Here is a 15301-nt window from a genome sequence, read left to right as displayed (position 1 = left end):
TTTTCCGGAATTGGAATGATTGGTATCAATGACTATAGAAGGATTTTTTAATTTTGTTTTTTCATATAAAATCGAGAACTTTACTACATCTTCGTAATGATAATTGGCGATATGAAAACCATTAGTATCAACAGCACCCCTTAAAATTGCATGGGCATAAGGGTTTCCTTCTGTTTGAACCTGATAATTATGGTATTTGAATTCATTAGGTATCTGGGTAGCATAAATTGAATTTATCAAAACCTGCATGCTGCCGTTCATAGGATTTTTTACACCTACCGGCAATTCTATGCCGCTGCAAACCAATCTATGCTGTTGATTTTCAGATGAACGTGCACCTATAGAAATATAAGTCAACAGGTCTTCAACATAAGCATAATTGTCAGGATAAAGCATCTCATCAGCCGCAGTAAGTCCAGATTCTTGCATAGCATGAATATGCATTCTTCTCAAAGCAAGTATTCCTTCCTTAATGTCTGTCGCACTATTAGGATCAGGCTGATGCAGCATACCTTTGTACCCTTCTCCACGCGTTCTGGGTTTGTTGGTATAAATTCTTGGAATAATAAAAATTTTGTCTTTAACTTTTTCCTGAACTTTGCTCAATCTTTTGACATATTCTAAGACCGCAGGTTCATTATCAGCACTGCATGGACCAATTATTAATAATAATCTAGAATCTTTTCCAGTTATTATATCTATTGCTTCCTGATCTCTTTTCTTTTTTAATGCCTGCAAATTTTGTGGAACAGGTAAATATTCTTTTATCTTTTCAGGCGAGTCAATTTCTTTGATTATCTTAAACAACTTCTGATTCCTGCCTTTAAGTACTATAAGTTAAGAGTTTTCTGCAATATAATAAAGAAGTTTTTCGGTCTTTTCCCAACCAAGACAAGCATCAGTTATCGACATGCCATATTCTTTTCCATCGATATCCTGATTACCGTCTTTCAAATAACTTTCTATCATAAAGCCTTTTACAAATTTTCCAAAAGCCATGCTTGCTTTTTTGTTTGCCAGCACTTCTTTGACTATTCTTATTTGCTCAAATGGATTCTTACCTGAATTTGAATGATTAGTATCAATAATTATTGCAGGATTTTTAAGTCCGCTTTGTTCATATAATGCGGTAAATTTCACTACATCTTCATAATGATAATTAGGTATATTAATACCATTGGTATCAACTGCTCCTCTCAAAATAGCATGCGCCAAAGGATTGCCGTCTGTTTTAACTTGCCAGAAATTAAACTTAAACTCATTGGGTATTTGCGCCGCATGAATAGAGTTTAACAATACATGAACGCTTCCATTCATAGGATTTTTCATGCCAGTCGGCATTCCAATTCCGCTTGCTACAAGTCTATGCTGTTGATTTTCTACAGATCTAGCACCAACAGCAACATAAGATATCAAATCATCTACATAATAGTGATTTTCAGGATACAGCATATCATCAGCAGATGACATAGAAAATTCCTGTAAAGCACGAAGATGTAAGCGTCTTAGCGATATTAAACCATTTTGAATATCCGTTTCTTTTTCGGGATCAGGTTGGTGCAGCATGCCTTTATATCCCTCTCCCCTTGTTCTCGGCTTATTGGTATAAATTCTGGGCACTATAAAGACTTTTTCTTGAATTTGCTTGGCAACTTCTGAAAGTTTGCCTATGTAGTCCAAAACAGCATTTTCATTATCAGCGCTGCAAGGACCAATAATCAAAAGAATTTTATCACTTTCGCCTCTGATTATTTTTGCAACCTCTAGGTCTCTCATTCTCTTAATAGTTTTTTGTTCTTCTGTAAGAGGTAATAATTCTTTTATCTTTTTGGGTTGATCAATGGCTTTTACTAAAGAAAACATTATAGTGCCTCCTATTCTTCCTGTATAAATTATTTGTTGCTGTCCTTCAAACCGTTTATCATCTCGTCACGGTTTTGCTTCAAAATTTCCATCATGTTTTTCAAAAAACCTTCCATGTCTTCAAACATGGTATAAATAATCGCTGCCGCCTTATTGATAGAATCATCACATGCGCGCCTCACACTCTCATAATGTGATTGTGCAGAAGCCTCAGCTCTTTTCATTATTTCAGAATTTTTTACTATAATATTGGCATGTGTTTCAGCTTCTTTTATAATTTGATTTGCTTTTCTTTCCGCCTCTATAAGAATTTCTTCTTTATTGGATACAACATAATTAGCATCCTTTATAACAGAAGGAAATGCTCGCTTAAGACTATCTATAAGATTAATACATTTTTGAACATTTATCTTTTTTCCAAAAATGCCCTTTTCAGTATCGACAAATTCATTTTCCAATTCCAAAAGCAAATCGTAAAAATCCATTTATATTCCTCTTTTATCATATATAAGTTTTTCTGCATCTTTATGCACCATAGTAGAAATATCAGCATGCTGATTTATCAGCTGTCTAATTAAGCTACTATGAATATGAGAATATTTTGGATTATTTATAAAAAACACGCTTTCAATTTCTGGATCAAGATCTTTATAAACAAATGCCAATGACCGTTCATATTCAAAATCATTAACTGTTCTTAGTCCTCTTACCAAAATCTTGACATTGTGTTCTTTACAAAAATCGGTAAGCAATCCATCAAAAGTATAGACTTGAACATTTTTTATCGAAACAAGTGAAGCCCGTACTATTTCTTCACGTTTTTTCAAGTCAAACATACAATGTTTCTCATCGCTTTTGGCTATGGCAATCAAGACATTATCATAAATTTTGGCTGCCCGTTGGGCTATATCAAGATGTCCTAAAGTAAAAGGGTCAAATGTTCCTGCAAATACCGCGTTCATTCTTTCTCCAAAAAACTCAAAAAAGTAAGTTTTGCAATTCCATATTTTCTTATATCGTTAACGATATAATTTTGCTGAGGAATTAATAATTCTTTATCAGCTTTGTGTTCTATTACAATTTTTGCATTTTTATTCATTATAGGATATTTTATTAATGTTTGCAATACTTCTGTTTCTATATTGCTCATATAAGGAGGATCAATATATATAAAATCAAACTTTTCATTCTTTAAATGTAATCGCCTTATACATTCTAAAGCATCACAATTATAAATATCTGCAAACTCTTTTATAAGATTGAGATTATCTTTTAGAAGTTTTATAGACTGAGCATTTTGATCACAAAAAGTTGATTTTGCTCCCCGGCTTATGGCTTCAATACCTATTGCACCGCTGCCTGCAAACAAATCTAAAAACTTAGAATTAAAAATATCATTCTGAATAATATCAAAAAACGCTTCTTTTGCTCTATCTGAAGTAGGACGAATATTTTGATCCTTTGGCGAAATCAGCTTTCGTCCTTTATATTTTCCGCTAATAATTCTCATTTGTATCCTTAATTATAAACTATTAAAAAATCTTATCTCGCTTTCTATTTCCTGATGCTGTTTTTTGAGCTTTTCTCCGCCTGTTATATATCCTGCCTCAAAAGCGGCTGTCAAAAGCAGTATTATTATCAAAAATAATAGATCAAGCATGTCAGCACCTGCTTTATATAATCCAAAAACAGATAAAATTCCCATAAAACCCATATTATATATAGCAACTATACCGCATAGAATTCCATTCTTTATAATAAGCCCAAGTATTAATAAAATGATCTGCCACGCAGGAAAAAGCACACTAAACAACAAACCTTTCGCCCAATGATATTCCAAAAGTTTTTGCCCCTTGGCTACAGCTTGTCCCTGTTGAACTTTTAGTTGATTTTTTCTAATCATCTTATAACAATATTCTCCTGACATGCGACCTGATATAAAAATCACATAAAAATACGGTACGATTATTACAAGTGAAAAAACTACTGCCCAAAAATCACTTTTAATAGCTAATACAGGCAAAGACATCAGTCCAAACATTAAGCCTGTAACAATCAAAATAAGACCTTTGGTAAAGATATATTTTATTCCGTTATCTTCTTTCTTTTGCATTTTTAGCTACTCCAATAACTATATTAACCATTCTTTTTTAACACGTTTTGTCACTGCACATAGTATATCATAACTTATAGTATTATTCCATTCCGCTATAATGTCTGCACCTAACTTTTCGCCCAAAATAATTACTTCGTCTTTTAAATTTACCTTACCAGCATCAGTAATATCGACAATCGCTGAATCCATGCAGACTTTACCTAAAATCTTACATTTTTTATTATTAATTATAACATATCCATTGTTAATTAGTCTTGGATAACCATCTCCATAACCACATGAAATTATAGCCGCTTTTAATTTTTTATCAGCATTATAGCCTTTGTCATATCCTATAAAACTTCCGCTTTCTATTGATTTAATCTGAATGATATTGGAAGTTATCCTCATTGCAGGTTTTAATATTTTTGACAATGTTTTACCGTCTTTGGTAATAAGATTTTTATTGCCTATATATCCATATAACATAATACCCGGACGTACCATATCCATATGATATTTATCGTCACAAAAAATTGCAGCCGAATTAGCCGAATGTTTTTTTAGATTGATTGAATCTGTAATATAGCAAAATTTATTATATTGCTCTTGCAAATAATCCGTATCCGAATCCGAAGTTGAATAATGAGTGTAAACAGCTTCACATTTTATATTTTTTAAAATCGAAATACTGTTCAGGATACTAATAAGTTCTTGCTTATCTTGAACACCAAGTCGATTCATACCGCTGTCAACTTTTATATGAATTCTTACATTACCGTCATAACCTTTTGCTGCTTTTTTTAAGTGTTTTAGTTCTTCTTTTGAATGCACAGATATAATTACATTTCTTTTGATTAAGTCGTCTAGTTCAGATATCTCAAAACCCCCTAATATCAAAATATCATTAGTTATGCCTGCATCTCTTAATTCAAATGCTTCACAAGGCCTGGCCACGCCAAAACAATCTGCGCTTTTTAAGGCTTGCGCAACTTGAACAAGCCCATGTCCGTATGCATCCGCCTTAATTATGGCACATATTTTAGATTTGGTTTGGGATTTTATAATTTCAAAATTATGTTTAATATTTTTTAAATTAATTACAGCTTTTAACAAAATAAACGACCCTCAAATTTTTTCATCATAGTTTATATATGAAAATTGAGGGCAAAAATGATAATATTTTTAAAATAATTTCTTATAAGATGAAACCGCCATCAACGGTCAAAACTTGACCTGTTATATAATCTGAATCATCAGATGCTAAAAAATAAATACTTTTGGCTATATCTTCGGGCGTACCTAATCTATTTAAAGGAGTTCTATCCGAAAGAGCTTTTAGATCCTCATCTGTATATTCATTAAGCATATCAGTTTTGATTACACCCGGACAAACACAGTTGACAGTGATATTAGAAGGAGCAAGTTCTTTGGCGAGTGCTTTTGTCAATCCGATTACCGCAGCTTTTGAAGCAGAATAATGCGTTTCGCATGATGCCCCACTAATACCCCAGATTGAAGAGACATTGATAATCTTACCGCTTTTTTGAGATATAAGATAAGGCAAAGCAGAATGCAAAATAAAGTAAATACCCTTTGCATTGACATCAAACATATTATCCCAATCTTGCTCGGTTATATCAGTAAAAAGTTTTGATTGAGCAATGCCTGCATTGTTTACTATTACATCAAGACTTTTAAAATGTTCAATAGTCTGCGAAACCAAGTCTTTTGCTTGTTCTTTTTTGGATACATCAGCCTTGAAAGCGACAGCATTAAAGCCATTTTTTATCATATATTTCATCAATTCTTGAGCTTCTTGGTGAGAGTTATTGTAATTGATAGAAACATTATAGCCTTTTTGCGCAAACAAAATGGCTGTGGCTCTTCCTATTCCTCTTGATGCTCCCGTAATAAGAACAGTCTTTCTCAAAGTACACTCCAAATTAATTATTAATTAATATCATGGTCTTTAAGTCTAAGTCTTGCAAAATGTCTTGCTAATTGAGCTTTTGCCCATTTATATTCTTTTAAGGATTGCTCTTTTTTCATCATAACAGACATGTGGTCTATTTCTGCTTTTACTTTGTCAACATTAATTTCATAAGGCCACTCTGCTGATTGAGCCATGATTACTACTTTTTTGGGACGGACTTCAATAAACCCTTCTCCATTACTTGCTTCCATCCACTTATTGTTTTGACGGATTTTGAGTATGCCAGCCTTTAATGCTGTAACCATAGGCAATGCATTATACAATACACCCATTTCGCCTGATGTTGTATTAAAGGTCAAAGACTGGACATAGCCTTCAAAAAACAGCCTTTCAGGTGTAACTATTTCCAAATAAAATTCATTAATACCTTTTTCCATATTAATCCTTTTTTGGATTGAGCTTAATGCATTTCATTGGCTTTACGTTTTACTTCGTCCAAATCTCCTACCATATAAAACGCATTTTCATTAAGTCCGTCAACTTCACCGTTTAATATTGCTTTGAAGCTTTCAATTGTAGCCTTTTGGCTAATATATCTTCCTTCCATACCTGTAAACACAGACGCAACAAACAAAGGCTGAGAAAAGAATTTTTGCATCTTTCTTGCTCTGTAAACAGTATTTTTGTCTTCTTCTGACAATTCATCCATACCCAAAATAGCAATGATATCCTGAAGCTCTTTATATCTTTGCAAAGCTTCAATAACCTTTCTTGCTACTGTGTAATGTTCTTCACCCACGATGTTAGCCTCTAAGATTCTGCTAGAAGACTCCAACGGAGCTACTGCAGGATATATACCTTGTTCAACAACCTTTCTTGACAAAACTGTTGTAGCGTCCAAGTGAGCAAATATAGCAGCAGGTGCAGGGTCTGTAAGGTCGTCTGCAGGAACATAAATAGCCTGAATACTGGTAATAGAACCTTTTTTGGTAGAAGTTATGCGTTCTTGCAAAAGACCCATTTCATTAGCTAATGTAGGTTGATATCCTACTGCGCTTGGCATTCTGCCTAACAATGCAGATACTTCACTACCTGCTTGAACAAATCTATATATATTATCAATAAATAACAATACGTCCTGATGCATTACATCTCTAAAATACTCTGCAATAGTAAGTCCGCTAAATGCTACTCTCATACGTGATCCAGGCGGTTCGTTCATCTGACCAAACACCAAAGCTGTCTTATCCAAGACTCCAGATTCCGTCATTTCCTGGATCATTTCATAGCCTTCACGGCTTCTTTCTCCTACACCTGTAAAAATAGAATAACCGCCATGTTCATGAGCAATATTTCTGATAAGTTCAAGTATAAGTACAGTCTTTCCTACGCCTGCACCGCCGAACAATCCTATCTTACCGCCTTTTGCATAAGGTGCAATAAGGTCAATAACTTTGATACCTGTTTCAAGAATTTGAATATTGTTGGACTGCTCATAAAATTCAGGAGCAGGTCTATGAATACTCCAATGTTCTTTAGCCTTAACTTCGCCCTTTTGGTCAATTGGCTCTCCAAGCACATTCATTACTCTACCCAAAACTTCAATTCCTACAGGAACTTTTATTGTTTCGCCAGAAGTAATTACTCTCATGCCTCTTGCAAGTCCTTCAGTGGCTTTTAGGGCAATACAACGTGCTACTCCTTTTTTTACATGTGCCAATACTTCTAAAGGTACAATGATATTATCTTCATATATGACTAATTTTTCATAGATTTTGGGCATATATATGCCATCAAACTTTACATCTACAACAGGTCCGATTATTTGTAAAACGTAACCGTTTTTGACTTCTTTGCTCATAAAACATCCTTTATGTATTTGCATTTTGCATGCTTGCAGAAACTATTTCGCTTATTTCATTGGTGATTGATTCTTGTCTTGCTCTGTTATAATCAAGATTAAGTTGCTCCAAGATTTCGCTTGCATTTCTTGTAGCATTACTCATCGCCATCATACGGCTTGAATGTTCGCTTGCAACTGATTGAACTAATGCACCATATACTATTCCCGCCAGATATTGAGGAACAAGTTCATGTAAAACCTCTTCTGGAGACGGATCATAATAAAGTTCTTTAAAGTAATATTCGTCTTTATCTTCGTCTTCTTTTATGTCCTTGGTAACTTCCTGCTCTGATAAGGGCAAAAGTTTAAGTATATTAGGACGCATAGAAGTTGAATTTATCATTTCGGTATAGACAATATATACTTTATCCGTAAGATTCTTTTTATATAGATCAATAACGCTTTCAACTATATTGACTGCGTCAAAAAATGTAGGATCTTGTGTTAGATGGGTAAATTCTATATCCACCATTATATTGCGTTTTTGAAAAAATTCTCTAGCTACCTGTCCTACGGTAAAGATATGTTTATCTTTTATATTTTCTATTTTTTTCCATGCCTCAACTAAGACATTGTTATTATATCCGCCCGCCAAGCCTTTATCGGAAGCAATTACTATAAAAATACTTCTATCGCCTTTGCGCGGTTTTAGATAAATATTATCTACATCTTTGGTATGACGAATAATATCAGTCATTACGGTGCGAATACGATTATAAAACACCATATTGCTCTCAAATATAGAAAGAGCCTTGCGCATTTTGGCAATAGAAATGGTTTCCATTGCCTTAGTAATCTTGCGTGTTTCCGCAATACTTTTTATTCTGTGTTTTATATCAGTTAAATTTTTCATATTTTATGACTTAGTTGATTTATAAATATAATCTTTATATTCCAAAACCGCTTTTTCTATATTTTTCATATTTTCTGTTGTCAAATCAGATGTTGCAACAATATCATTCAAAATTTGCGGATGGAAATTTTTGATATATTGTAAAAAGCCTTTATTAAATTCTCTGACTTTCTTAACTTCTATATCATTTAAAAACTCTTTGTTTATAATATAAAGTAATACAACCTGTTCTTCAACAGAATAAGGGCTATATTGAGCCTGTTTTAATGTTTCAGTAATCTTTTCACCTTGAGTCAAAATCTTTTGAGTTGAAACATCCAGTTCTGAACCAAACTGAGCAAATATAGCTAATTCTCTATATTGAGATAAGTCAAGTCTTAATTTACCTGAAACTTTTCTCATTGCTGGTATTTGCGCCGAACCGCCGACACGGGATACTGACAGTCCGACGTTAACTGCCGGTCTGATGCCCGCATTAAATAACTCGCCCTCAAGATAAATCTGACCGTCTGTTATTGAAATAACGTTTGTTGGTATGTATGCCGAAATATCGCCTGCAAGAGTTTCAACTATAGGCAATGCCGTCATTGAGCCTCCGCCCAATTCAGGACTTAATTTTGCGGCACGTTCAAGCAGTCTTGAATGTAGATAGAAAATATCACCTGGATATGCTTCTCTTCCCGGCGGTCTCTTCAATAGCAGAGACATTGTTCTATATGCAACAGCATGCTTGGAAAGATCATCATATACTATTAGAACATCTTTTCCGCTATACATAAACTCTTCAGCAATAGCACAACCGCAATAAGGCGCAATATATTGTAAAGGTGCACTATCATATGCTGTAGAACATACCACAGTAGTATACTCAAGTGCCTCTTTTTCTTTCAAAATACGTACTAAATTACTTATTGACGAAGCCTTTTGACCAATAGACACATATACGCAAATAACATTCTTGCCTTTTTGGTTAATAATAGTATCAATCGCTATTGCGGTCTTACCAGTCTGACGATCGCCAATTATCAATTCTCTCTGCCCTTTACCGATAGGAATCATCGAATCAACAGCCAAAAGACCCGTTTGCAATGGGGTATCGACCTTGCTTCTTTGCATTATAGCAGGCGCGGGCGCTTCTATAGGTCTGTATTTGTCTGTTTCAATTTCAGGCAGCCCATCCAAAGGATGACCTAATGGATTAATAACTCTGCCAAGAACTTTTTCTCCTACAGGGACAGATACTATTTTTCCAGTAGTATGAACCTTTTGTCCGACAGAAATAAGTTTTTCATCACCCAAAACTACTGCACCAACTTCATCTTCTTCCAAGTTAAGAGCAATGGCTTCAAGATTATTTTCAAGCTTTAATAACTCACCATTTTTTACATCATTAAGTCCAGATATACGAACTATACCATCACCGTTATAAATAATGGTACCAGCTGAAACAACTTCAGTCTTTGTAAACGTATTTTTATGTTCAAGCTGTACTAAGCGATTTTTAATAGTGCCGTCATAATATATGCCATTATCAATAACCAAAATTCCGCCCAAAATGCTCGGATCAATTTCATAAGAAAAAGATACATCTTCATTTGGATGCTTCTTTTTAAAAACTTGTTCAACTTTCTTTTTGGTTAGGTTATCAATCTCTTGTCCTGTAATAACCTTGATGATTGACATATCTAGTTCTCCCAATCGCTTAGAGCTTCATCTATAAGTTTTTGATTATCTTTATCGGTAATTTCTCTTTCAATAATTTTTTGAGCTATATCCAAGGACATAGTAGGAATCTGCTGCTTGCAAGTATTAATAGTACGCGCCTTTTCTTCTTCCATTTCCTTAGTTGCTTTTTGTATGATTTCACTAGCTTTCTTTTGAGCTTCAGAAATGATTTCTTTGCTCTTTTGTTCGGCATTTTTAGTAATTTCTTCAGTCATACGTGCAACTTCAAGCCTTGTCTCCTGCAAAGCCTTTTCATGGCTCTTTTTCATTTCCAAGGCTTCCTTGTTAAGTCTCTCGTTTTCTGCAAAAAGAAATTCAAGATGCTCTTTTCTTTTATCTACAATATTTTTTATAGGTTTATAAACCAGAAATCTGATTGCCACTATCAAAATTATCAAATTGATAGCGTAAAACAGCATTTCTTTCCAGTTCAAACCAAGACTTTCAATAATTCCGTTCATTACAATTACCTGACTTTTTAAAAATTATTGAACAAGCATCATAATTGCTATAAATGTTCCGTAAATCGCAGTGGTTTCAGCAAAGCCAAGACCGATAATAAGCACGGTACGGATTTTACCTGCAGCTTCGGGTTGACGTGCAATAGCTTCTACTGCCTTACCTGTTGCAATACCAATACCGATACCAGCGCCAATACCTGTAAAAACAGCCAATCCTACGCCGATAGGTGCCAAATTAATTTCTGCCAAAAGACCGGCAACGCTCAAAGCTAATACTTGAAGCTGAGATATAAAATTAAGTAACATATAGAATTCTCCTTTTGTTTATTCGATTGCTTCGGATACAAAGCACATTGAAAGCATCATAAATACATAACTTTGCATTATTGCGTGAAACACCGTAAATATTAAGTTTCCGATCAGAGGATAACCTACAGGGAAAGGAAGTGAATAAATAAGATGCATTATAAGATATCCGCTGAAAACACTTCCAAACATACGAAGCGCCAATGAAAAAGGCACAACACCGTCGGTTACGATATTGATTGGATTAACATAATGCAAAAGTCTTTTAAACTTCTTTCTTTTAATACCCAAACCCTGAATTACTGCAAATGACAAGAAGCCTAATGTCAATGTTACATTAAAATCCGAAATAGGCGGTCTTAAACCGAGCATTTCAACAAGGGTTCCCAAACATATAACGCTAGCAAATGTTAAGTAAACAGGAGATACAAAAGATGCATCATGTCCGGTCAATTCCTTAGCATTATCATCAATTGAACCTATTAACCATTCCAAAAACATTTGAACAGCACCAACTTTTTGACTTTTTCTCCAGCGCGGAATACAAAACACTCTAATAATTACCGCAGCCAAAATAATAGCCAAAACCACTATTGAAAAACTAATCATAGTTTCAGTAATAGTAATTCCGCCTATTTTTATTTCTTTTGCTGCTAAGTCTGGCATGGTTTCGCTCAAAGTTACAACTTTCATTTGCATCCTCAATTGATATTCTATTATCATATAAAAAATCTGACTTATTATAATCCTAGAATATGTAAAAGTCAAACAAGTTAATTATAAGAAATGCTTATTTATTTATAATAATATTCTAATAACAATTAATCTGTATCACAGATTAATCTATATTTATTGAGTAAGAATACAGGATGATATGACAATTTGGATTTTCTTAAACCCTCAATGCCCATATCTTCTTGTCTATTGACATACACTACATCTTTTAAGTATTCTTTGGCGCAAAAGTTATTGATTGCTGCAAAGATTCCTTCATACTGAATGTCCGCTTTTTCAAAAAGCACATTGCCAGCTTTTTTATTGGGCAAAATACTGATAACTGAAAAAGCGCGTATGCGTCCGTCAATTTCTATAACTCCGCATTTTAGACCTAAATACTCAATATTCTGTAATGCCCGTATTATAGCTTCTCTTTCAAGAGTTTTTTCAGTTCCGCTGTTTTTAAGCCACAAGTCGTATAATTCTATACATTGTTCAAAATCTTTTGATTGATAATCTCTAAATATGTATTTATAAGAACCTACAAATTTATTAAGATGATTCTTTTTACCGTGGAACTGTTTTCCTTTGAGTTCTATCAAATCTTTTGAAAGATAAATATAATCCGAATAATCTCTATCATAAATAAGCTTATAACCTTTTATGTCCTGCAGGCCATCAAGATCTTCTTTTTCAATATGGGCAATAAAATGACCATTATAGTCCTCTATGTCAAGAATCATTTCAATATACGGTCTCAAACTACGCTTGCTTTTGCTTATAGGAAAATAATAAGCCTTTTTTCCCATATATATGGTGGAAATTATCAAAACATCATTGTCGATAAGCGCATATTTTGTATTTCCTGTAACATTCCAACAAAAAATTGTTGCAAAATCATTAACTGAATTTATTTTGTCGTTACTTTTATAAAACTCATCAAATAACTGCTTGTCCAATAACGTTACAGGCTTGAATTCTATTTTCTTTTCAATTTGTAACATATAAAACCTAAAAAAATTGTCCTTTGTTAAAAGACCGTCATTTTAATGACGGTCTTTGTCTTATTTATTATATGCTATTACTTATTAAAATCTTTTAGCAAATCTGCCAAAGGTGTATTAGTAAAGCCTTCGCTCCATTGTGTAGGCTCTTCTTCCTCTACTCTTTCAGCCTTAACGCGTTTTCTAGCTTCTTTAGGCTTCTTCTCTTTTTCTTCAGATTTGGTCTTCTTAGCACTTTCAGTAACTTCAGGCTTAGGCTCCTCAGGTAATGCAGCCTTTATACTCAAAGAAATCTTGCGATTCTTCTCATCAATGCTGATAACCTTAGCAGTTACTTCATCACCAACTTTTAATACGCTATTGATATCTTTTACATATCCGCGTGCGCATTCAGAAATATGTACAAGACCGCGAATATTGTTTTCAATATCAACGAATGCACCGTACTCTTCTAGTTTAGCTACACGTCCTGTCAATATAGAACCAACAGGATATTTTGCAGCCACTTCATAGAAAGGATGAGGATGAAGTTGTTTGTATCCAAGACCAACCTTTCTCTTCTCACGGTCAACTGACAAAACTAAGAATTCGTATTCTTCATTAAGAGTTAATACATCTTCTACCTTGCCGATTTTATTCCATGACAAATCGGATATACGGCACAAGCAATCCAAGCCATCAACTTCAACAAATGCACCAAAAGGCGTTGCACGAACAAATTTTCCTACAACCTTGTCGCCTTCATTGAGCCTTGATAAAACTTCGTTTTCCTTTTCGCGACGTTCTTGCTCTCTTTGCTTTCTTTCACGAACTAATATATTTTTTTGAGAAGCGATAATCTTCTTTTTATTATCATCTATTTCCAAAACAGTAAGACGAACTTTTTGCTTGTTATATGGAGTCAAATCAGTGACAAAATGCTCTCCAACATGTGATTGAGGAACAAATACACGGTAGCTACCGTATTTTCCTAATAATCCGCCTTTTACAACGCTGACTGTTATAGAAAATTCTTCGCCATTTCTAATTCCATCAACAAGTTTGTCTTCAAGTTTCTTTTCATCAATTTTCTTCTTTGATGCAGGGATGCAACCTGAATCTTTGTCTTTGGGACCAAGAATTTCTATATCTACTTTGTCGCCTTGTTTGTAATTTTCAGGTTTGTAGTCACCATTTAATTCAACCTGATCGGGTGCGATAAGCCCGTCATTCTTTCCATCCAGTTTTACATGAATGCCTTTTTCGTCTGCAAATAGAATTTCTGCACCTTTTACTTTTGTGCCTTTCTCATAGCTGACAACAGGGTTATTTTCTAACAGCTCCTCAAAAGAACCCTCTTTTACGTTGTCGTTCATAAAACGATTAACCTCCAAAATCAACTCGCTAGGGGTTGATGCACCTGCCGTAATTCCAACCTTTCCGTACAATCTTGAAAAAACTGAATATAAGTCTTCAATTTTTTCAACCAAAAAAGTGTTTTTGCAATTGTGCTCACAAATTTTTAGCAGTTTGTTTGTATTTGAACTGTCAGAACATCCTATAACAATCATACAGTCGCATTTTCGACTTAATTCTACAGTTTCTGCCTGACGTTCATTGGTAGTATAACAAATTGTATTAAAAACTACAACTGATTTTTGATTTAAGTTGTTAAAATATTGACTAATTTGACTATATTCTTGTGCTGAAAATGTAGTTTGCGCTACTACACATATTTTATCTGACTCTATATTGGGAATTTGATCAGCTGAAGATATTATTATAGCAGAATTATCACACCAACCATTTATGCCTATAACTTCGCTATGTGAAGCAATACCCGCTATTACGATCTGATAACCTTGATCATAATATTTTTTTACTATGTTGTGAGTCTTTTTTACATAAGGGCAAGTTGCGTCAATTATTTCTATGCCCTTTTTTTTTAAAGCGTCATAAACATCTTTTCCTGCTCCGTGCGACCTGATAATAACTTTTTTAGAGTCTATTTCATCAATGCTGTTGACAGTCTTTAAGCCTTCTTTTTCTAGCTCTTGGATTACCAACTTGTTATGTATAATAGATCCTAGTGAACACACACCTTGCGAGGCATATTTTTTAGCAGTATCAACTGCTTTTTTTACTCCAAAACAAAAACCTATACTTTTAGCTGTTATAACTTCTTTTATCATTAATTTACCTAGTTATTAGCTTTCAAAAAGCTCATTATAAATATCCAAAAATTTTATTTTAGGATTGTTTAATTTCTTTTTTAAATCTTTTTTCGCTTTTCCTTTCAAAGTAGCATAATAGCGCACTGTTTTTTGGAGCTTTATCATATCGTTATACAAAATGTCTTCTGCACGATCCAAAACATCTGAAGTTAATTTTTGGTCTTTTAGTTCTCCAAAATCGACAGGATCACCTGTTATATAAATATTGCGTTTAAATATTTTGGG

At 33.9% G+C, this 15301-nt stretch carries 18 protein-coding genes; all 18 read right to left on the bottom strand.

The window, feature by feature from the left end:
* Positions 1 to 807, bottom strand: an 807-nt coding sequence (locus tag VIL26_07230; GenBank protein ID HEY8390719.1) for a 3-deoxy-7-phosphoheptulonate synthase, incomplete at its 3' end; no start/stop codon positions are given.
* Between the two features lie 30 nt (positions 808 to 837).
* Positions 838 to 1863 carry a 3-deoxy-7-phosphoheptulonate synthase gene (locus VIL26_07225; protein ID HEY8390718.1) on the bottom strand — a complete coding sequence of 342 codons (1026 nt, stop codon included), beginning with the start codon at positions 1861 to 1863 and terminating at the stop codon, positions 838 to 840.
* Positions 1864 to 1892: 29 nt separating this feature from the next.
* The gene (locus tag VIL26_07220) at positions 1893 to 2348 is read right to left on the bottom strand and encodes a hypothetical protein (GenBank protein HEY8390717.1); all 456 of its coding nucleotides are present in this window, start codon (positions 2346 to 2348) and stop codon (positions 1893 to 1895) included.
* Positions 2349 to 2825: a pantetheine-phosphate adenylyltransferase gene (gene coaD / locus VIL26_07215; GenBank protein HEY8390716.1), complete on the bottom strand. Its 477-nt coding sequence runs from the start codon at positions 2823 to 2825 to the stop codon at positions 2349 to 2351.
* The gene (gene rsmD, locus VIL26_07210) at positions 2822 to 3373 is read right to left on the bottom strand and encodes a 16S rRNA (guanine(966)-N(2))-methyltransferase RsmD (protein HEY8390715.1); all 552 of its coding nucleotides are present in this window, start codon (positions 3371 to 3373) and stop codon (positions 2822 to 2824) included. The genes coaD and rsmD overlap by 4 nt, the downstream gene beginning before the upstream one ends.
* A gap of 12 nt (positions 3374 to 3385) precedes the next feature.
* Positions 3386 to 3976, bottom strand: a complete 591-nt coding sequence (locus VIL26_07205; protein HEY8390714.1) for a hypothetical protein — start codon at positions 3974 to 3976, stop codon at positions 3386 to 3388.
* An 18-nt stretch (positions 3977 to 3994) separates the two neighbouring features.
* Positions 3995 to 5074, bottom strand: a complete 1080-nt coding sequence (gene alr, locus VIL26_07200; protein ID HEY8390713.1) for an alanine racemase — start codon at positions 5072 to 5074, stop codon at positions 3995 to 3997.
* Positions 5075 to 5156: 82 nt separating this feature from the next.
* A complete protein-coding gene (locus VIL26_07195; protein HEY8390712.1) occupies positions 5157 to 5891 on the bottom strand; it encodes an SDR family oxidoreductase in 735 nt (244 codons plus the stop codon).
* Positions 5892 to 5911: 20 nt separating this feature from the next.
* Positions 5912 to 6331, bottom strand: a complete 420-nt coding sequence (gene atpC / locus VIL26_07190) for an ATP synthase F1 subunit epsilon (protein ID HEY8390711.1) — start codon at positions 6329 to 6331, stop codon at positions 5912 to 5914.
* 23 nt (positions 6332 to 6354) lie between these two features.
* The gene (atpD, locus tag VIL26_07185; GenBank protein ID HEY8390710.1) at positions 6355 to 7755 is read right to left on the bottom strand and encodes a F0F1 ATP synthase subunit beta; all 1401 of its coding nucleotides are present in this window, start codon (positions 7753 to 7755) and stop codon (positions 6355 to 6357) included.
* A 10-nt stretch (positions 7756 to 7765) separates the two neighbouring features.
* Entirely contained in the window at positions 7766 to 8650 is an 885-nt protein-coding gene (atpG, locus tag VIL26_07180) for an ATP synthase F1 subunit gamma (GenBank protein HEY8390709.1), read from the bottom strand.
* Positions 8651 to 8653: 3 nt separating this feature from the next.
* Positions 8654 to 10333, bottom strand: coding sequence for a F0F1 ATP synthase subunit alpha (gene atpA / locus VIL26_07175; protein ID HEY8390708.1), 1680 nt, complete (start codon positions 10331 to 10333; stop codon positions 8654 to 8656).
* Between the two features lie 2 nt (positions 10334 to 10335).
* Positions 10336 to 10836, bottom strand: coding sequence for a F0F1 ATP synthase subunit B (gene atpF, locus VIL26_07170; protein ID HEY8390707.1), 501 nt, complete (start codon positions 10834 to 10836; stop codon positions 10336 to 10338).
* Positions 10837 to 10860: 24 nt separating this feature from the next.
* On the bottom strand, positions 10861 to 11076 hold the full coding sequence (gene atpE, locus VIL26_07165; protein ID HEY8390706.1) for an ATP synthase F0 subunit C: 216 nt from the start codon (positions 11074 to 11076) through the stop codon (positions 10861 to 10863).
* 84 nt (positions 11077 to 11160) lie between these two features.
* On the bottom strand, positions 11161 to 11835 hold the full coding sequence (locus VIL26_07160) for a FoF1 ATP synthase subunit a (GenBank protein HEY8390705.1): 675 nt from the start codon (positions 11833 to 11835) through the stop codon (positions 11161 to 11163).
* Between the two features lie 128 nt (positions 11836 to 11963).
* Positions 11964 to 12863, bottom strand: coding sequence for a phosphatidylglycerol lysyltransferase domain-containing protein (locus VIL26_07155; protein ID HEY8390704.1), 900 nt, complete (start codon positions 12861 to 12863; stop codon positions 11964 to 11966).
* A gap of 77 nt (positions 12864 to 12940) precedes the next feature.
* Entirely contained in the window at positions 12941 to 15034 is a 2094-nt protein-coding gene (locus tag VIL26_07150) for a bifunctional 4-hydroxy-3-methylbut-2-enyl diphosphate reductase/30S ribosomal protein S1 (GenBank protein ID HEY8390703.1), read from the bottom strand.
* Between the two features lie 15 nt (positions 15035 to 15049).
* Positions 15050 to 15301: hypothetical protein (locus VIL26_07145; GenBank protein ID HEY8390702.1), on the bottom strand; the 252-nt coding region annotated here is incomplete at its 5' end.

The sequence above is a fragment of the Clostridia bacterium genome (assembly GCA_036562685.1).
Taxonomy (GTDB): domain Bacteria; phylum Bacillota; class Clostridia; order Christensenellales; family DUVY01; genus DUVY01.
Note: the sequence above shows the minus strand (reverse complement) of the source record. Positions and strands in the feature narration are given on the sequence as shown.